This window comes from Methylobacter sp. (genome assembly GCF_023227905.1).
Classification (GTDB): domain Bacteria; phylum Pseudomonadota; class Gammaproteobacteria; order Methylococcales; family Methylomonadaceae; genus Methylobacter_A.
The window spans coordinates 1-15,357 of the sequence record NZ_JALOCF010000048.1; the positions used below are offsets into that span (position 1 = coordinate 1).

The 15,357-nt window shown below is 51.7% G+C and carries 22 protein-coding genes; 16 read left to right on the forward strand and 6 right to left on the reverse strand.

Translation table 11 applies throughout. From position 1 onward, the window contains the following. The first annotated feature begins 11 nt into the window (after positions 1–11). Together M0R47_RS16570 and M0R47_RS16575 are read left to right on the forward strand one after the other, a co-directional pair. Positions 12–182 (forward strand): hypothetical protein, encoded by a 171-nt coding sequence (locus tag M0R47_RS16570; protein WP_292556818.1) that lies wholly within the window; start codon positions 12–14, stop codon positions 180–182. Beyond that, positions 179–451 carry a DUF6378 domain-containing protein gene (locus tag M0R47_RS16575; RefSeq protein ID WP_292556819.1) on the forward strand — a complete coding sequence of 91 codons (273 nt, stop codon included), beginning with the start codon at positions 179–181 and terminating at the stop codon, positions 449–451. The genes M0R47_RS16570 and M0R47_RS16575 overlap by 4 nt, the downstream gene beginning before the upstream one ends. 105 nt (positions 452–556) lie before the next feature. Here the strand turns inward: M0R47_RS16575 and M0R47_RS16580 are convergent, their stop codons facing one another. The 4 genes from M0R47_RS16580 to M0R47_RS16595 form a co-directional block, all read right to left on the reverse strand. Next, on the reverse strand, positions 557–736 hold the full coding sequence (locus M0R47_RS16580; RefSeq protein WP_292556821.1) for a hypothetical protein: 180 nt from the start codon (positions 734–736) through the stop codon (positions 557–559). Further along, a complete protein-coding gene (locus M0R47_RS16585; protein WP_292556823.1) occupies positions 733–1,050 on the reverse strand; it encodes a hypothetical protein in 318 nt (105 codons plus the stop codon). The genes M0R47_RS16580 and M0R47_RS16585 overlap by 4 nt, the downstream gene beginning before the upstream one ends. Before the next feature lie 105 nt (positions 1,051–1,155). Then, positions 1,156–1,335, reverse strand: coding sequence for a hypothetical protein (locus M0R47_RS16590; protein ID WP_292556825.1), 180 nt, complete (start codon positions 1,333–1,335; stop codon positions 1,156–1,158). A 2-nt stretch (positions 1,336–1,337) separates the two neighbouring features. Continuing rightward, on the reverse strand, positions 1,338–1,526 hold the full coding sequence (locus tag M0R47_RS16595) for a hypothetical protein (RefSeq protein ID WP_292556827.1): 189 nt from the start codon (positions 1,524–1,526) through the stop codon (positions 1,338–1,340). Between the two features lie 307 nt (positions 1,527–1,833). Between M0R47_RS16595 and M0R47_RS16600 the strand changes: the two genes are divergently transcribed. Genes M0R47_RS16600 through M0R47_RS16625 form a run of 6 tightly spaced genes read left to right on the forward strand, consistent with a single transcriptional unit; the run spans position 1,834 to position 7,347 of the window. Then, positions 1,834–2,004: a hypothetical protein gene (locus M0R47_RS16600; protein WP_292556829.1), complete on the forward strand. Its 171-nt coding sequence runs from the start codon at positions 1,834–1,836 to the stop codon at positions 2,002–2,004. Then, complete coding sequence (locus M0R47_RS16605) at positions 2,004–3,497, forward strand: hypothetical protein (protein ID WP_292556831.1); 1,494 nt, start codon at positions 2,004–2,006, stop codon at positions 3,495–3,497. Before M0R47_RS16600 ends, M0R47_RS16605 begins: the two co-directional genes overlap by 1 nt. Next, complete coding sequence (locus tag M0R47_RS16610; RefSeq protein WP_292556833.1) at positions 3,491–5,584, forward strand: hypothetical protein; 2,094 nt, start codon at positions 3,491–3,493, stop codon at positions 5,582–5,584. Before M0R47_RS16605 ends, M0R47_RS16610 begins: the two co-directional genes overlap by 7 nt. After that, on the forward strand, positions 5,585–5,935 hold the full coding sequence (locus M0R47_RS16615) for a hypothetical protein (RefSeq protein WP_292556834.1): 351 nt from the start codon (positions 5,585–5,587) through the stop codon (positions 5,933–5,935). Then, the gene (locus M0R47_RS16620; protein WP_292556836.1) at positions 5,935–6,363 is read left to right on the forward strand and encodes a hypothetical protein; all 429 of its coding nucleotides are present in this window, start codon (positions 5,935–5,937) and stop codon (positions 6,361–6,363) included. Before M0R47_RS16615 ends, M0R47_RS16620 begins: the two co-directional genes overlap by 1 nt. Before the next feature lie 18 nt (positions 6,364–6,381). After that, positions 6,382–7,347, forward strand: coding sequence for a hypothetical protein (locus M0R47_RS16625; RefSeq protein WP_292556838.1), 966 nt, complete (start codon positions 6,382–6,384; stop codon positions 7,345–7,347). On the opposite strand, the gene M0R47_RS16630 is transcribed toward M0R47_RS16625, so the two are convergent. Next, positions 7,344–8,108: an NUMOD3 domain-containing DNA-binding protein gene (locus M0R47_RS16630; protein ID WP_292556839.1), complete on the reverse strand. Its 765-nt coding sequence runs from the start codon at positions 8,106–8,108 to the stop codon at positions 7,344–7,346. The two genes, M0R47_RS16625 and M0R47_RS16630, sit on opposite strands and share 4 nt — an antisense overlap. Before the next feature lie 233 nt (positions 8,109–8,341). Between M0R47_RS16630 and M0R47_RS16635 the strand changes: the two genes are divergently transcribed. The 5 genes from M0R47_RS16635 (at position 8,342) to M0R47_RS16655 (ending at position 12,251) form a co-directional block, all read left to right on the forward strand. Continuing rightward, on the forward strand, positions 8,342–9,301 hold the full coding sequence (locus M0R47_RS16635; protein ID WP_292556842.1) for a phage major capsid protein: 960 nt from the start codon (positions 8,342–8,344) through the stop codon (positions 9,299–9,301). Between the two features lie 230 nt (positions 9,302–9,531). Next, positions 9,532–10,068, forward strand: coding sequence for a hypothetical protein (locus M0R47_RS16640; protein WP_292556844.1), 537 nt, complete (start codon positions 9,532–9,534; stop codon positions 10,066–10,068). A 53-nt stretch (positions 10,069–10,121) separates the two neighbouring features. After that, on the forward strand, positions 10,122–10,796 hold the full coding sequence (locus M0R47_RS16645; RefSeq protein WP_292556846.1) for a hypothetical protein: 675 nt from the start codon (positions 10,122–10,124) through the stop codon (positions 10,794–10,796). Beyond that, positions 10,789–11,544 carry a site-specific DNA-methyltransferase gene (locus tag M0R47_RS16650; protein WP_292556848.1) on the forward strand — a complete coding sequence of 252 codons (756 nt, stop codon included), beginning with the start codon at positions 10,789–10,791 and terminating at the stop codon, positions 11,542–11,544. The genes M0R47_RS16645 and M0R47_RS16650 overlap by 8 nt, the downstream gene beginning before the upstream one ends. Then, positions 11,541–12,251, forward strand: coding sequence for a hypothetical protein (locus tag M0R47_RS16655; protein ID WP_292556849.1), 711 nt, complete (start codon positions 11,541–11,543; stop codon positions 12,249–12,251). The genes M0R47_RS16650 and M0R47_RS16655 overlap by 4 nt, the downstream gene beginning before the upstream one ends. Positions 12,252–12,309: 58 nt before the next feature. Here M0R47_RS16655 and M0R47_RS16660 read toward each other — a convergent pair whose 3' ends face one another. Next, positions 12,310–12,543 carry a hypothetical protein gene (locus M0R47_RS16660; protein ID WP_292556851.1) on the reverse strand — a complete coding sequence of 78 codons (234 nt, stop codon included), beginning with the start codon at positions 12,541–12,543 and terminating at the stop codon, positions 12,310–12,312. Positions 12,544–12,545: 2 nt separating this feature from the next. Here M0R47_RS16660 and M0R47_RS16665 point away from each other — a divergent pair, with 2 nt between their 5' ends. The 3 genes from M0R47_RS16665 to M0R47_RS16675 are packed head-to-tail and all read left to right on the forward strand — an operon-like array spanning position 12,546 to position 15,349. Then, a complete protein-coding gene (locus tag M0R47_RS16665) occupies positions 12,546–14,108 on the forward strand; it encodes a hypothetical protein (protein WP_292556853.1) in 1,563 nt (520 codons plus the stop codon). After that, a complete protein-coding gene (locus tag M0R47_RS16670; RefSeq protein WP_292556855.1) occupies positions 14,098–14,514 on the forward strand; it encodes a hypothetical protein in 417 nt (138 codons plus the stop codon). The genes M0R47_RS16665 and M0R47_RS16670 overlap by 11 nt, the downstream gene beginning before the upstream one ends. Then, positions 14,501–15,349 (forward strand): hypothetical protein, encoded by an 849-nt coding sequence (locus tag M0R47_RS16675; RefSeq protein ID WP_292556857.1) that lies wholly within the window; start codon positions 14,501–14,503, stop codon positions 15,347–15,349. The genes M0R47_RS16670 and M0R47_RS16675 overlap by 14 nt, the downstream gene beginning before the upstream one ends. Positions 15,350–15,357: the final 8 nt, after the last annotated feature.

Sequence of the window (15,357 nt, forward strand, 5' to 3'; positions counted from 1 at the left end):
TAGGGTGCTAAATGAGTAACACACTCGAAAAATACGAACAGGACGAACAGTGGCTAGCAGTACGCCGGCCACTGGCGACCGAGTACGAAATTGACAAATTCTGCGAATCCGTAGCAAAGCGGATGCAGATCAACGGCATGACCGAGGAATTAGCGCGAGCGCAAGCGATTGGGGAATTATGAGCAACAAAACAAATGACATTGACGCAACACTAATTGAGCGTGGAAATCGTTATGGGCCGTTCGAAGGCCATGCCAATGTGACGCAGGAGATTAAAAAGGCCATGCAGCGTCATAGCGGCTGGAAAAGACTCAACAGCTCGCAAGTCGAAGCGCTGGAAATGATCGCCCACAAAATAGGCCGAATCATCAATGGTGATCCAAACTATGACGATTCATGGAGGGATATATCCGGCTATGCCACATTGATCGAGAAACAGCTAAATGTCTAAGCCGCACCTATTCCAACGCGGCGGAAAATGGTACGCGACAGCCGGCGACAAATGCAGCATCGGATTGACGCCGCGCTGTGCGATTAAGGGATTGAAAATTATGTGTTATTGGGCGCGGAATTGATTGATAGCCGATTCAACCCAGTCTGCACGCTGCATTTTGGGCAGGCTGGCGATAAATTCAGCGGTTTCAACGGACAGTTTTAGCGAGACTGTCCGTTTTTTGTCGGGCTTAGCCGGGCGGCCAGCGCCGGAACGCTTGCCGCCTTGGGTTGGTTTATTCATAGCTTAGATTTTAATTCAATGAAAGAATCAATTATGTAATCAGAGTATTTTTTACCGGTAACCTGCATTGAATAGCGGTCTAATGTCCTGTCCCATTCGTTAAAAAACATTGACATATTTCTCTCTATTTTAATATCAATAGAAATTCCACATGATATTAGCTGCTCAGAAAAATCTGACAGTGCCAGCTGCTCAATGTGAAGCAGGATTTCAGATGGCTTTTCAGCGTTCCAGTATGAATGTTTGTTAGCCTCCTCAGATAAATCACAAATATCAGAAACCGTTTTTTGATTTGGGAAATTTTTATCTAACATGTCTGCTCTCCGTTTTCGATCCGGGCCATTCCCGTTTCGTTGGATATAAGTATATTCGCTTTTTGATAAAAGTAAACTTTTATTTAATGTGACAAATTGTCGCGGTCATGCGTTAGAGTTAAGTGTCTTGACCAGCCATTCAGTCAGCTTTAGCCCTTCACGCTGAGCGGCCATCACCCACGCGGCTTTAGCGGATGGCGTACACCTGGCATGGATGAAAGAAGTTGCGCCGTCGTCCTTGGCGGCGTTCTTGTTGCCTTTTGGCGCTCCGGGTTTTGTAGTCATGTTTAATCCCGCTCAGAAACTTTTCCGAACGAATAGCCAAGTTGAAATGCTTTAAACATGTTGTTAACTTCGCCGTTCTGGTAAATCTGTCCTTTTTTCCAAAGCTTTTTGTCCTCTTTATCTAGTCGCTCATGTTTGAACAGTTTTTCAAAATCTTTCAATAAATCGTAATGTTCTTTCGTAAATAGCATGTCGTTCTCCAAGCGGGTTCCGGGTTCCGCCCGGTCGGTAGCTGTTCGTTCAGCATGGGTGTAGATTAAAGCATGATAATTGAATTGTCAACACAAATTAAATAAATAATTATCACAGCAGATTGTCACAGGTAGCGTTAGTCCATAAATTGGTTGAAATAAACCAAACTTTGTTATAATTGGTTCATATGAACCAAAAATTATGGCAGCACGATTAAATAAATTACATCAGGACAGCGTGAGGGCGAAAATACAAGGGAGTCAGCTTGTTAATCGTCTTCAAAATCATGCGCTTGGCAAATGCGATATGGAATCGACACAAGTTCAGGCCGCAAAAATATTACTTGATAAGCTCGTATCAAATGCGCCGGCAGAGGTCAATATCGGAGGTCAGGCCGATAACCCCGTTAATCACACCGTAGCAGTCGCGCCAATGCTGACACCAGAGCAGTGGGCGGCAACGTTTGGGCCTAAATAATGTGGAATCCACAACCAGGCGCGCAGGCGGCGGCATTTTCGGCCAGGTGGGTTGATGAGCTGTTTTACGGTGGTGAGCGTGGCGGTGGTAAATCTGATTTCCAGCTCGGTTATCAGGAGGATGCCGCGCTACGCTACGAGGGCAAGTCGCGCGGCATCATGTTCCGCAAAACCTACGCCGAGCTTGAGGAACTGCAAGGGCGGGCAATGGAGGTTTTCCCGGCTGAGGGCGCCGTTTACAAAACGCAGTCTAGTGCGAGCCATCCATATACAAACTGCTGGTACTGGCCCAATGGGGCTAGCGTAAAGATGCGCTATATCGAACATGAGCGCGATTATGGTAGGTATCACGGACACCAATACTCTCACCAGTCATTTGACGAGGTAACAGAGTACAGCAGCCCAAACGGTATGATAAAGATGTTTTCGTGTTTGCGTAACGCTCACGGTGTTCCGTGTTCGGTGCGCTCAACCGGCAACCCTGGCGGCGTTGGGCATGGATGGGTGAAGGCTCGATATATCGATAATGGTTCTCGGCCACTGACGATATACAAAGACCCTGAAAGCGATTTCACGCGCATGTTTGTACCATCCAGGACTACAGACAATCAGATTCTGCTGGGAAGCGATCCGGCCTATGTTGGTCGAATCATAGCGGCAACAAATGGAAACGAGGCGTTGCGTAAGGCGTGGCTAGAGGGTGATTGGAATATCGTGGCTGGGGCGTTCTTCGACTGCTGGTCAATGTCGCGTCACGTTATCAGGCCGTTCGAGATTTCAGAGCAGTGGCATAAGTTCATTTCAGGCGACTGGGGAAGCGCCCGGCCATTTTCGTTCGGCTGGTGGGCGATAGTCAGCGACGACTACAAAACCGAGGAAGGACTGATATTGCCCCGAGGCTGCATCGTGCGCTATCAGGAATGGTATGGCATGAAATACAACGACCACGGCCAGCCGCTATTCAATACCGGGCTAAAAATGACGGCCGAAGAAGTCGGAGCCGGCATCGTATCAAGGTCTGGTAAAAAAGAAATTGGCATAGGTGTTCTCGACCCGGCCGCATTTTCCGAGGACGGCGGGCCGAGCATCGCTGACAGGATGCGCAAATCAGGCGCTAAATTCAGGCGTGCCGACAACGCCAGGGTTCCGCAGCGCGGCGCAATGGGGGGATGGGATCAGCTACGCTCCAGGCTAATTGGCGAAGCATTCGACAGGCCAATGATCGTTTGCTTCAACAACTGTATTGACTCTATCCGCACTATCCCAATATTGCAGCACGACAAAGACCGGCTGGAAGATGTCGATACCGATCAAGAAGACCACGCCGCCGATGAATGGCGCTATGCCTGCATGAGCCGGCCATACGTTCGCAAATATGACCCACAAATCCCCGTCGAGCAGTCGCTACAGTCAGCATCAATCCAAAACATCAGCATGAAATCAATCACACAGCAGCATTTGCAGCGCATGAAAGCGAAGAGGGACACATGGTAGAGATTGCACCAGAGCAGGACGCAGGCGCGGTAAAACGCTGGTTTTCAGAGCTTGACGACGCTAAGAAGCGCGACGAGAGCTATCGCAAGGAAGGCAAGCGGATTATCGACATTTACACCGGCACAAAGAAGGTGCCGTTCAATATCCTGTACAGCAACACTGATACGCTGCTGCCGGCGCTCTATTCGGCCGTGCCGCGTCCAGTCGTTCGCCATCGGTTCAAAGACACCGCGCCGTTAGCGCAGGCTGCGGCAAAAGCCGGCGAACGGATGCTGGAATATCTGCTCGACACCAACACGGACGGCTATGAGACGTTTGACGACAGCATGAACAGCGCCACGCTCGACGCCATGTTGCCTGGGCGCGGTGTGACGAGAATCAAATATGACGCGGAGATTGGCGAATATGGCATTGACAGCGAAGCAGAAGAGGATATTGAAAGCGGAGATAGCGGAATTGCGTCAGAAATTAGCCTCAGAAAAGAGTCCGAGCTAGTCTGCACCGATACTGTTTGCTGGGACCGAGTGCTATTCGGCTACTCGAAAAAGTGGTCGGAAGTGCCATGGATCGCGTTTGAAGAGATCATCGACAAAGCCGAGGCAGAGCGGTTGTTTGGCAAGGAAATGGCCGGCAAGATTCAGTTTACGAAGGAAGGCGACGACACCGAAAACGATTCAGGCGAAGAAAAGCAGGACGAACACCAGGGCGAGCGCAAAACGGCGACTATCTACCAGATATGGGATAAGTCGGGCGGCAAAAAGGTGCGCTATGTGTCTAAGCACTACAAGGACGGTTTCCTGAAAGTCGAGGACGATCCGCTAGAGCTGGCAGGATTCTTCCCGATGCCGAGGCCTATCGTGCTGTTTGCCAAGTCGAACGACATGTCCGTTACGGCGCCCTATCTGGTGTATGAGTCGCAAGCGAAAGAAATCAACGAACTAACCGTCCGCATCCAGAAGATCGTCCGAGCGATCAAGGCGCGAGGTGTCTATGACAGCGAGTTAAAGGGGGACATCGCCAACCTGTTGAGCGGCGATGATAACGAGATGATCCCCGCCGAGAAATCGGCAACGATTGCCGCCGATAATGGTTTCGACAAATCAATATGGTTCTGGCCGGTCGAGAAGCTGATAGTCGTTTTGCGCGAATTATACGCGGCGCGGGAAGAGGCTAAGCAGGTCATTTACGAAGTCACCGGCATATCGGACATTATCCGCGGATCGACGGTAGCCAGCGAGACGGCATCAGCACAACAGTTGAAAAGCCAATGGGGCACCATGCGACTCAAGCGTAATCAAGGTGAGGTGCAGCGATATGCGCGGGATTTGCTGCGGTTGATGCTGGAAGTGGCCGCCACCAAGTTCAGCGCAGATACTTGGGCGCAAATGACGGGTTTGCCGTATGCGACTGATCAGGAAGTGGTGCAGTCTCAAGCCGTCATGCAAGCCGCGCAACAAATGCAAATGCAGGGCATGCAGCCAAACGAGGCTCAACAAGGCATGATTCAGCAAGCGCAAGCGGTTATGCAAAAACAAACCTGGTCGCAAGTGCTTGACCTGCTGAAAAACGACATGCAGCGATCGTACAAGATCGACATCGAAACGAACAGCACGATATTGCCGGAAGCGGTCGAAGATCAGAAACAGATTGCCGAGGTAATGACCGCCTTGGGTGAATACCTGCAAGGCGTCGCGCCGCTGATCGAAAAGGGTGCGTTTCCGTTCGAAGCGGCCAAGGCCATGATGCTATCGGTTGTGCGTCGCTACCAGTTCGGCGATGAAATCGAGGAATACATCAACCAGATGCAGCCACCACAACCGCCGCAAGATGCCACGCAGCAGGACAAGCAAGCCGAATTGCAGGCTAAACAGGATGAGCAGCAGGCAAATATCCAGCTTGAAAAGCTCAAGCTCGAAATGCAGCGCCTGATAGCCGAGGGCGAGGCGAAAACGCAAATGCACCTTGAGCAAATGCGCATCGAATCAGCCGAGAAAATCGCGAAATACCAGGCCGATTTGCAGGCGCAAACACAATTACAGATCGCCGCCATGACAGCGGCCAACCAACCACAATCAGAGGCAGCATAAATGAGCAATTTAGTTAATGAAGGCGGTGAATATCTGCATAAGGCCGCGAGCGTCGATGTTAATGCAGCAGTGACAGCGAATGTCGATGCGGCTGTGGCGGCTCAGGCCGGTCTAAGGCTGGTCGGGTATTCGGCCAAAGAGTCGGCAGCAATACCGGCAGCGGCGACATTTTCAATCGTTCACGGCGCAACCGGTGCAGGTGGAGCATCACTGGTGCATGTCAACTTTGCCGCGGCTGGTTCGTCTACGGTGTGGTTTGGCGATGATGGTATAGATGCGCCTAATGGGCTATCTATCGACTGGCTGACGGGGCAGGTAGACGTGAATCTATTTTACAAATTGGTGAACTAATGCCGCGTTATGTTTACTGCTGCCCGAAACATGGCAGGTTCGAGAGGATATTGCGCGTGTCTGACCATCGGCGCATTGTCGAGTGCGAATGCGGAACCGACTCGCCGCAGGTCATCACGCCTATAACTGTTGTCATCCCGTCGCATATGAGCGCCACTGGTGTTAGCGCGTATGAATCGCCGGTGTCTGGCGAAATCATCACCACGCAACGGCAAAGGGCGAACGATCTTGCGGCCCATGACTGCATCGAGTACGAACCAGGGATGAAGCAGGATACCGACCGGCGAGTTATTGAGGATGATGCAAGGCTGGACAAGTTGGTCGACGAGACTTTTGACCGCGAGTTTACTGCCATGCCAAGCGATAAGCGCGAGGCACTGGTCAACGAGATTGCCAGCGGCGCGACTGCTGAAACAGTACGAATTTAACTACCTGACAGGTGAAAAATGAGCGATGAAAACGATTTTGATTTTGATGGTGCGGTAGATTCTATCGGCGCGGACCTATTCGGCGGCTCTGACGAAACCGATATTGATAACGAGCTATCCAACAACGAGCAGACAGGCGAACAACAAGAAGCCGAGGCCGAAAAAACAGCGGATAACGTAACCGAAGAGCAGCAACAGGAAGTCCCCGCCAAAGCCCCGCCAGCATCCTGGGCGAAAGAGCAGCACGAACACTGGTCTAAAATGACCCCGGAAGCGCAAGCCTATGTCGAGCTGCGCGAAAAGCAGATGTTGGACGGCATTGAACAGTACAAGGCCAATCATGCCTATGCTCAGGAATTGCAGCGCACTATCGAACCATACCGCGACATGCTGCAACAGTTCGGATTAAATGAGCATCAGGTTGTCGAGAATTCACTAGGATGGAATCGAGCGCTGACCAGTGGCAGCGTGGAAGCCAGGCAGCAGGCTTTCATCAAGCTCGGCACTGATTTGGGCATTATCCCACAGGAAGGCCAGCCGCAGATTGACCCGCGCACACAGGAGCTACAACAGCGCGTCGAGCGCATGGAGCGCGAATCGCAACAGCGCCAGCAGGCCGAGTACCAGCAGAATTACAGCAAGGTTGCGTCCGAGGTTGAAGCGTTTGCCAGCGATCCAGAGCACCCGTATTTTGAAGAGGTTGCCGACGATGTGATTGCATTGCTCCAAACCGGACTTGACCTGAAAGACGCATACGAGAAAGCGGTATGGGCGAACCCTATTACCAGAGCCAAAGAGCAATCCAAGCTGATCGAGTCCGAAACAGCGGTAAGACTTGCCAAGCAGACAGCCGAAGCCAAGGCGGCACAAAAGGCCAAGGCCGCGAACGTCAAGCCGATCAACAGCAATAGGCAGAGTGCGGAACCGGTGGGCAGTTGGGACGACACAATGGCTGAGACATTGGCCAAGCTGAGAGCCGGTTAAGCCGTTTTAGCCAAACGTTTTGCTGCCCATGTGGCTCTGCGTTTGGCTTTTGTTTCCTCTGATTGCGTTCGTCCTGTATGCCATTCTGCGTTTTTCAGCCGATCTTCTTCTGTTCTAACCCGGCCTTTATTAGCCGCTGCTATCTTTCTCCGGGTTTCCTCTGAAACATTCCTTCCCATAATACCTAAACTGATCTTTGCCTTTTGTTCTTCTGGCAGGCTTTTACCCTTGTGAGCAGCGCCCATTTTTGCGCGCGTTTCATCTGATCTGTTTTGTTGAGCTAAAGACATATTCTTCCGCGCCTCTTCCGTTCGTTTCTTGCCGATATTTGACGCCTTGATTCGAGATTTTGCTTCCTCAGTGTGAGGATATCTTTTCTTTCCGGTTTGTATTTCAGATATTTTTGCCCTATGACTTTCTGACTTTGGTTTTCCGGTCATTGAGTTTGACAACTTCAGCCTTGACTCATCAGAAAAGAAAGCGTTACCGCCTCCGCCCCTCAGATTGTAACCATTTGGGGACAGTGTTTTGTATTGCTCGATAAACAAAGATTCGGCGTCATTTGCTTGCTCAAGGCTTAAATCTGACATAAGGATTTCATACTCGAAATCGTCCACTCCGTATTTTTTAACGGCATTGGCAAATGCAAATCCTCTATCGGCTTTCATGTGAGCCTTCATGCGCTCTCTTGGGCGGCTTGTTTGCCCTATATAAGATTTCCAGCTTGTTTTGCACGTGTATTTGTAAATTATATATGGCATGTTAATGTCGGCCGATAATGTTGTGCTTACTATATATGTAAACCTATTAAAAATCAATTGGTTGTGTTGAAATTATTAGAAAATTAGTGTAATGTTATAACATCGCGTATAGGTCTCTGACAGAGAAGGCCGCGAGAGGCATAAAGCCGCTCATATACCACGACAAGGCCCCGACAGGCTCCCTTGGAAGATGGAAATGATTAACTTCATTTTTAACTACAGAAGGAGCTGAAATGTCAGCCAATTCAACATTTACAGAGCTTGTATCGACGACATTTAGGCGTCACCGCAAAGAAATCAAAGACAACTTGAGCAACCGTAACGCGCTGCTCAAGTACGTCAAGCGCAAAGGCAATTACTCGCTCGAAGATGGCGGCTTAACCATCGCCACGCCTCTGGACTACAACGCGAACGGCACTTATCAGCGGTACTCAGACTGGGACACGCTGAACATCAGTCAATCCGATGTTATCTCGGCTGCCGAGTACCAGTGGCGCCAGATCGCTATCAACATCGTGGCATCTGGCCGAGAACTGCGTATCAACTCCGGCGATTCTCGCATCATCAATCTGGCAAAAGCCCGGATGAAAAACGCGATTCGCACGTTCAACAACAACTTCTCGTCTGACCTGTACTCAGCCGGTTCGCTGACAAACCAGATCAACGGCCTGCAAGCGCTTGTTGCCGACACCAACACCAACACCGTGGGCGGTATCGATGCATCAGTGTGGTCGTTCTGGCAAAACAAGGTTTTTGACCTGTCCGTCAACTCCGTCACCATCTCGGCCACCACTATCGAAGGGTCGGCCATGCTGCCGTTGTGGCTGCAGCTGGACAGGGGTCCGGACGACTGTCCGGATTTGATCGTTGCTGACAACAACTACTACAGCTTCTTCGAGAACAGCCAAACCAGCCTGAAACGATACTCGTCCAGCGAGAGCGCAAATGCCGGTTTCGTATCGCTGAAATACAAAAAGGCCGACGTGATCTACGACGGCAATAGCGGCATTCCAGCGAACCACATGTATTTCCTGAACACCGAATACTTGAAGCTGGTTGTGCATAAGGATGCCGACTTGACCGAGGTTCCAGAGCAAAGACCGGTTAACCAGGATGGTTCTGTGATTCCGATTCTGTGGATGGGAAATTTAGTCGCAAGTAACCGTTCCCAACAAGGCGTCATCATCGCTTAACGGCATAGCCCGGTGTAAAAGCCGGGCATCCCAACGAATTCGAGGAAATATCTATGTTTGCACCTGTTACAAGTTTCGCCGGGCCGCAGCCGTTTAACGACTGGTTCGCACCGGACACCACGCAACGCCACCCGCTCGGCACCAAGATTGATGCTGTAGACCCGTACTGGGGCCAGGGCGCGTTTGTTTACGTCAAATCAGCCGACGCCATTCTGAAAGGCTCGGTGGTGATGTGGGACGAATCCCATAACGCCGCATTGCTGCCCACCACCGCATTGCAAGGTTTCCCATGGGGCGTGGCAATGGCTCCGATGGCATCCGGCACTTACGGCTGGATTCAGGTCGAGGGTCGCGCGGTTTACAAGACCAATGCCACCGTGGCGGCTGACGCGATTGTTGCTATCGCCGCTGCCGGCATCCTGGGCGCGTCCGCCACTGGTAAGCAGTTGATCGGTGTGCGCAACCGGGTATCGGCTACCGGCACCAAAACCGCAAGCGCACTTACCACCAACGGCAGCTATGCGCTGAAAACCGACGGCTATGACGGATTTTTCTTGGGCATGGCGCTATCTGGTACTGGTGTCCCGGCTTCGACAGTGGTTGCCAAGCTAGATCCGGACGGCCGCACCATCTACATGGGATCGGCTATCGGCACCGTAGGCGACAAGCTGGCGACTGCAACCGGCACTATCACGCTGACCGGAACCTATACCGGCTACGGCAGCGGCATTATTGCGAATCCCACGACCATGGTGGCGGTGGCATAGCTTTGCCACTTAACGATTTGGCCAGGGACGGCCTCCCCTAATTACGAGGATTTATGGCTCTAACCGATCTAATCCAACAAGACGCCGGCATCATGCCTTTCGTGCGCTTCGAGCGTATCGCCGTTGAAGATGCAGCCGCAAGCCGAGAGGCCGGACACTACGTCGCGAAAGATGTGGACATGGCTAACATCACGCCACCTTATAGCAAGGACGTGATGAAGTACAAGGTTGTCGCCTGGCTGGGGCAGCTCAAGATTGACGCTATGAACGCGCGTATTCCGGCCGATTGGGTGGAAAAATACACAGCCGCCTATGAGGCGTGGAAACGCGGACAGGAAATGCCGGTAGACGGCTATCCGATCAAGGGATGGGGCGTTATTTCACCAGCACAGCAAGAAACCCTGATTAAGTTGCACATTCTGACCGTTGAAAGCTTGGCGGCTGCGAATGATGAAGGATTGCGACGTATCGGCATGGGCGCACATGACCTGAAAAACAAGGCTGACGCATGGCTGAAACAGCTCAAGAAGGCAGGCCCTGCAACTGTCGAAATTGCCGCACTCAAGAAGGAAAACGCCGGATTATTGGCGGCTGTTTCCGGTCTGGAAAAGCAAGTGTCCGAACTGTCAAAACTGGTTGAGCAGGTTGGCGCATTGCAACAAGGCCCGATGACTGCCGCAATTCGTGACGGTATCGGTGCCGACGACTTGTTAGGCGACGATGATTAAAGAAGTCAGAACAATCGGAAACGCCACGATTTACCTGGGTGACTCGCTGGAAATCATGCGCGGGATGCCTGATAAATCAATCAATATGATTTTTACCGATCCGCCCTACGGCCACAACAACAACAACGGTGACCTGATACACAACCGGGAAAAGGCATTAGGAAAGTCAAAAGGAAAAGAGGCGGAAGCAAGACCAATCGCTAATGATGGCGCAGAGGCCAATGAAATATTTAAAAACGCCTTGCCAGAATTCAATCGCCTCTTAGACTCTGGCTGCTGCTGCTGCTGCTGCGGCGGCGGCGGCGGACCTGACCCGCAGTTTGCACGTTGGTCGCTGTGGATGGATGAAGTATTCAACTTTAAACAAATGGTGGTGTGGGATAAGGGCAAGATCGGCATGGGGTGGCATTATCGCCGCTCATATGAAACCGTCCTTGTTGCTGACAAAAAAGGCAGCAAGCCTAAATGGTTTGCAACGGCAAAGAACATAGAGAACATCATCAGACCGGGCGATTACGGCATTAAGAAGATTATCCCGAAAAAGACCGACCACCCAACGCCAAAACCAATCGAGTTGCCGACGCATTTTATCGGGCTACATTCACAGCCAGGCGACGTTGTTTTTGACCCGTTTATGGGGGCCGGCTCTACAGGAGTCGCCGCAATAAAGTCTGGACGCAAGTTTGTCGGCATTGAGATAGACCCGCATTGGTTTGAAGTGGCTTGCAAAAGGCTGGAGGCAGCATGAACGTATTGGAACTGGTACAAAGGTTTTGCAGAAGAACCGGCGTCCCGGTTCCATCGGTCGTTATCGGCTCGACCAATGACCAGATTTTGCAGGTATTGGCGATACTCGAAGAGGAAGTAAACGACCTAGCCTCCCGTCACACATGGCAGGGACTGAACCATCGAGCATCGCATACCACCATCGCCGCCGAGGATCAGGGCGCAATCGAAACGCTCGACCCTGGGTTTCGGTATGTTCGTAACGATACCATTTGGGATAACACCGACCGTTTGCCGGTTCTCGGTCCCGTCAGCGGCCCACAGTGGCAAGCCATGAAAGCATGGGTGGTCAATGGCCCCCGCTATCGTTTTCGCATTATGGGCAATCATCTGCTCGTCAATCCTGTACCGGCCGCCGGGCATACCTGGACGTGGGAATGGTCGTCTAAACGGGCGATTCTCGATCCCGATGGCGCGACCGTGAAAGAGTTTTTCACCAATGACGACGACACTTTTGTCTTGCCAGATACCCTGCACTTGCTTGGCTTGCGCTGGCGATGGAAGAAAGAAAAGGGGCTGGATTACGCCGAAGATTTCAATACCTACGAATTTCAGGTAAAGGACGCCATGGGCCGTGACGGTGGAGCTGAGAGATTGTTTGCCGATGGTGAGCCGCGCAGAGCCAAGCCGGGCGTATTTGTTCCTCAAGGCAACTGGATGGCGCCGTAATGCGGCAATCGGTACGCAAAAAAGCCGTTACCCGGCAGCAGATCAGCAATTTTATCAATTATTTAACTTCTTTGATTCGCCGCATTAATTCATTAATTTTCTTCACGTTTTCGAGCGCCTTTTGCGCCAAAGATATGCCGCCTTTGATGGGATATGTGTGCATTACTGTTCGCGGCCGTTCTGGAATATTACGCTTGCCTCTTGGCACGTGGCTCAAGCATTTGATTCTCTCCACGGGTTCATATCGTTTTGATTGCAATGATTCGGTAAATAATTCAGTGAAGGTTTTCATAAATGCGTAGCCCTTCCCGCGTGAAGGCGGGTCAAAAACAACAGATTAGTAATTTTATCAGCTATCAGGCTCCGGTGGGCGGCTGGAACGCATATTCCGCATTGGCCGACATGAAGCCCACTGAGGCGGTTACGCTCGATAACTGGTACCCACAACCCGGTTACTGCGAGATTCGCGGCGGATCGGCATCGCACGCAACCGGCATGACCGGAAACGGCAAGACGCTGGCGGTTTACAACGGGATATCGGGTTCGTCGAAAATGTTTTGCGCGACGGCCAGCGGCGTTTATGACGTTTCAAGCGCTGGCGCGGTCGGTGCATCGGTAGCAGCTAGGACTAGCGGAAAGCACCAAACGTTAATGTTTGGCGACGGCACGAATAATTACCTGATCATGTGCAACGGCGCCGATAAGCCGCTGTACTACGATGGCGCGACATGGACGGCAGTTGACAACCTAACCAGCCCCGCATTAACCGGCATTACCACGACCAGTCTTATCGCTCCAATCATGCATAAGGGCAGGCTGATGTTCATCGAGAAAAGTAGCCTGTCATTCTGGTATCTGGCGGCGGGCGCGGCGGGCGGCGCATTGACTGAGTTCCCGCTAGACGGCGTGGCGCAGAAAGGCGGCTATCTGATGGCTGCCGAGTCATGGACTGTTGATTCGGGATCTGGCGCAGATGATCGAATGGTGTTTATAACGTCAGAGGGAGAGGTCATCGTTTACCAGGGCACCAACCCAAGCGCGGCGGCAACCTGGGCGCTGGTCGGCGTGTATGCCATTGGTGAGCCATTGGGGCGAAACTGCATACTGAAATACGGTGCAGAACTGATTTTCCTGACCAAGCAGGGCGCATACCCTCTTTCTACTGTTTGGCAGTCGTCTGGCCTGGATTTCAGCAAGGCCGCCACTCGTAAAATACAGGCCGCATTCAACGATTCTGCTAGGTTATACGGGAATATTTATGGCTGGAAAGCGCTGTTATACCCGGCGAAGTCGGCCATTATTGTCAATATTCCATTTGCCGAGGATGGAACTCATCATCAGTATGTGATGAACACCATTAACAATTCGTGGTGTAGGTTCATAGGATGGGATGCTGAGGATTTTGCCTTATTTAACGATGATCTTTACTACGTTGGCGGAACTTCAATTATTAAGGCATGGACAGGAACAAGCGACCAAGGCGGAAATATCAACGCCTATGGAAAAACAGCGTTCAATTATTTTGGCAGTAGAGGACAACTTAAAACCTGGAAGATGTTTCGGCCTAATCTTTCCGTAAATGGCACGATTGATTTCCTGATCGGCCTCGATGTTGATTTCGACGATAACTCAATTATTGGAGCGGCATCCGCCGTATCAACGGGGACAGCGACATGGGATGTTTCGACATGGGATGGCGCTCTGTGGGGCGGCGGCATGCAAATCGTCAAAAATTGGGCGACACCTAGCGCATGGCCTGGGTATTGTGCATCGGGGAAAATAAAAGTTTCGACCAACGTCCGCGAGGTTCGCTGGAATTCGATGGATTACATCTTCGAGATCGGCAATGGCCTTTAGAGTTATCGATAGGGATTTAGAGCGCTGCCAGGACTGGCTGGGAGACCGTACCGGAACAATTGGCTATGACATGGTTCAGGCCATCGGCCTTGAGCGCGACGGTGAGCTAGTGGCGGTCACCGGCTACAACAATTTCATCGACAAGTCATGCCACATTCATTTCGCGATTCAAGATGGCGTAGTGGTGCCGCGTAATTACCTGTGGTTTATTCACTATTACCCCTATATGCAAGCCGGCATAGATGTATTGATTGCCTTTATGCCAGTCGCTAACGAGCGGATTATCAGACTGGCTCAACATCTGGGTTATTCCCTGCGCTGCTGGATCGATGACGCTGGCTTAATGCTGTACACAATGAACAAATCCAATTGCAAATGGACAAGGATTAAACATGGGATCAAGTAAGGCGCCGCCGGCCCCCGATTATGTAGGAGCGGCCAACGCTCAAGGCGCAGCCAATCTGGAAGCCGCTAAGGCCACCGGGCGAATCAATAACCCCAACGTCAACAACCCATACGGCACGCAGCGCGTTACTTGGGACGGCGACACCCCCACGATCACGCAGGCGCTGACGCCAGAACAACAAGCTATTTTATCCAGGGAAACACAAGCGAAAACATCGCTTGGTGATGCCGGCGTTAATATTGCCAATCAGGTGCGAACAAGTGCCGGAAATCCGCTTGATTTCTCGAAATTGCCTGGAGCGCCACAATCGGCTGGCCAACGTCGAGACGACGTGGTAAAAGCCATGATGAGTCGGATCGATACCGACACAGCCGGACAGAGAGATGCCAAGAATTCAGAATTAATTGCCGCCGGCATTAGGCCTGGCACGAGGGCATATGACTCGGCCATGACGCAAATAGACCGCCAATATAATGACGCTCGCAGTAATGCCATCTTGGCCGGCGGCCAGGAGGCTACGCGTGATTTCGGCATGGATAACCAATCCAGGCAGCAGGCTATCGCCGAAATGCTTACGCAACGGCAAACGCCACTTAACGAGATTAACGCAATCATGTCAGGCGCTCAGGTTAGCAATCCATTTGCCAGCGGCTTGGGTTATCAGGGCGGCATGAATGTTGGCGCGGCGCCTATTGCCGGCGCTATCAGCAACCAGGGCCAAGCGCAGCAGAACATTTATAACCAGCAGCAAGCACAACAGAACGGCAACATCCAGGCCGGGGCTGGCTTGATCGGCTCGCTTGGTGGCGCATACCTGAGTAGACCAGGACAATAGGTTGAATC

What these genes read in the sequence shown, in the direction of transcription:
- M0R47_RS16570 (WP_292556818.1), top strand. Translation starts at nt 12, where the DNA reads ATGAGTAACACACTCGAAAAATACGAACAGGACGAACAGTGGCTAGCA.
- M0R47_RS16575 (WP_292556819.1), top strand. Translation starts at nt 179, where the DNA reads ATGAGCAACAAAACAAATGACATTGACGCAACACTAATTGAGCGTGGA.
- M0R47_RS16580 (WP_292556821.1), bottom strand. Translation starts at nt 736, where the DNA reads ATGAATAAACCAACCCAAGGCGGCAAGCGTTCCGGCGCTGGCCGCCCG.
- M0R47_RS16585 (WP_292556823.1), bottom strand. Translation starts at nt 1,050, where the DNA reads ATGTTAGATAAAAATTTCCCAAATCAAAAAACGGTTTCTGATATTTGT.
- M0R47_RS16590 (WP_292556825.1), bottom strand. Translation starts at nt 1,335, where the DNA reads ATGACTACAAAACCCGGAGCGCCAAAAGGCAACAAGAACGCCGCCAAG.
- M0R47_RS16595 (WP_292556827.1), bottom strand. Translation starts at nt 1,526, where the DNA reads ATGCTATTTACGAAAGAACATTACGATTTATTGAAAGATTTTGAAAAA.
- M0R47_RS16600 (WP_292556829.1), top strand. Translation starts at nt 1,834, where the DNA reads ATGGAATCGACACAAGTTCAGGCCGCAAAAATATTACTTGATAAGCTC.
- M0R47_RS16605 (WP_292556831.1), top strand. Translation starts at nt 2,004, where the DNA reads ATGTGGAATCCACAACCAGGCGCGCAGGCGGCGGCATTTTCGGCCAGG.
- M0R47_RS16610 (WP_292556833.1), top strand. Translation starts at nt 3,491, where the DNA reads ATGGTAGAGATTGCACCAGAGCAGGACGCAGGCGCGGTAAAACGCTGG.
- M0R47_RS16615 (WP_292556834.1), top strand. Translation starts at nt 5,585, where the DNA reads ATGAGCAATTTAGTTAATGAAGGCGGTGAATATCTGCATAAGGCCGCG.
- M0R47_RS16620 (WP_292556836.1), top strand. Translation starts at nt 5,935, where the DNA reads ATGCCGCGTTATGTTTACTGCTGCCCGAAACATGGCAGGTTCGAGAGG.
- M0R47_RS16625 (WP_292556838.1), top strand. Translation starts at nt 6,382, where the DNA reads ATGAGCGATGAAAACGATTTTGATTTTGATGGTGCGGTAGATTCTATC.
- M0R47_RS16630 (WP_292556839.1), bottom strand. Translation starts at nt 8,108, where the DNA reads ATGCCATATATAATTTACAAATACACGTGCAAAACAAGCTGGAAATCT.
- M0R47_RS16635 (WP_292556842.1), top strand. Translation starts at nt 8,342, where the DNA reads ATGTCAGCCAATTCAACATTTACAGAGCTTGTATCGACGACATTTAGG.
- M0R47_RS16640 (WP_292556844.1), top strand. Translation starts at nt 9,532, where the DNA reads ATGTGGGACGAATCCCATAACGCCGCATTGCTGCCCACCACCGCATTG.
- M0R47_RS16645 (WP_292556846.1), top strand. Translation starts at nt 10,122, where the DNA reads ATGGCTCTAACCGATCTAATCCAACAAGACGCCGGCATCATGCCTTTC.
- M0R47_RS16650 (WP_292556848.1), top strand. Translation starts at nt 10,789, where the DNA reads ATGATTAAAGAAGTCAGAACAATCGGAAACGCCACGATTTACCTGGGT.
- M0R47_RS16655 (WP_292556849.1), top strand. Translation starts at nt 11,541, where the DNA reads ATGAACGTATTGGAACTGGTACAAAGGTTTTGCAGAAGAACCGGCGTC.
- M0R47_RS16660 (WP_292556851.1), bottom strand. Translation starts at nt 12,543, where the DNA reads ATGAAAACCTTCACTGAATTATTTACCGAATCATTGCAATCAAAACGA.
- M0R47_RS16665 (WP_292556853.1), top strand. Translation starts at nt 12,546, where the DNA reads ATGCGTAGCCCTTCCCGCGTGAAGGCGGGTCAAAAACAACAGATTAGT.
- M0R47_RS16670 (WP_292556855.1), top strand. Translation starts at nt 14,098, where the DNA reads ATGGCCTTTAGAGTTATCGATAGGGATTTAGAGCGCTGCCAGGACTGG.
- M0R47_RS16675 (WP_292556857.1), top strand. Translation starts at nt 14,501, where the DNA reads ATGGGATCAAGTAAGGCGCCGCCGGCCCCCGATTATGTAGGAGCGGCC.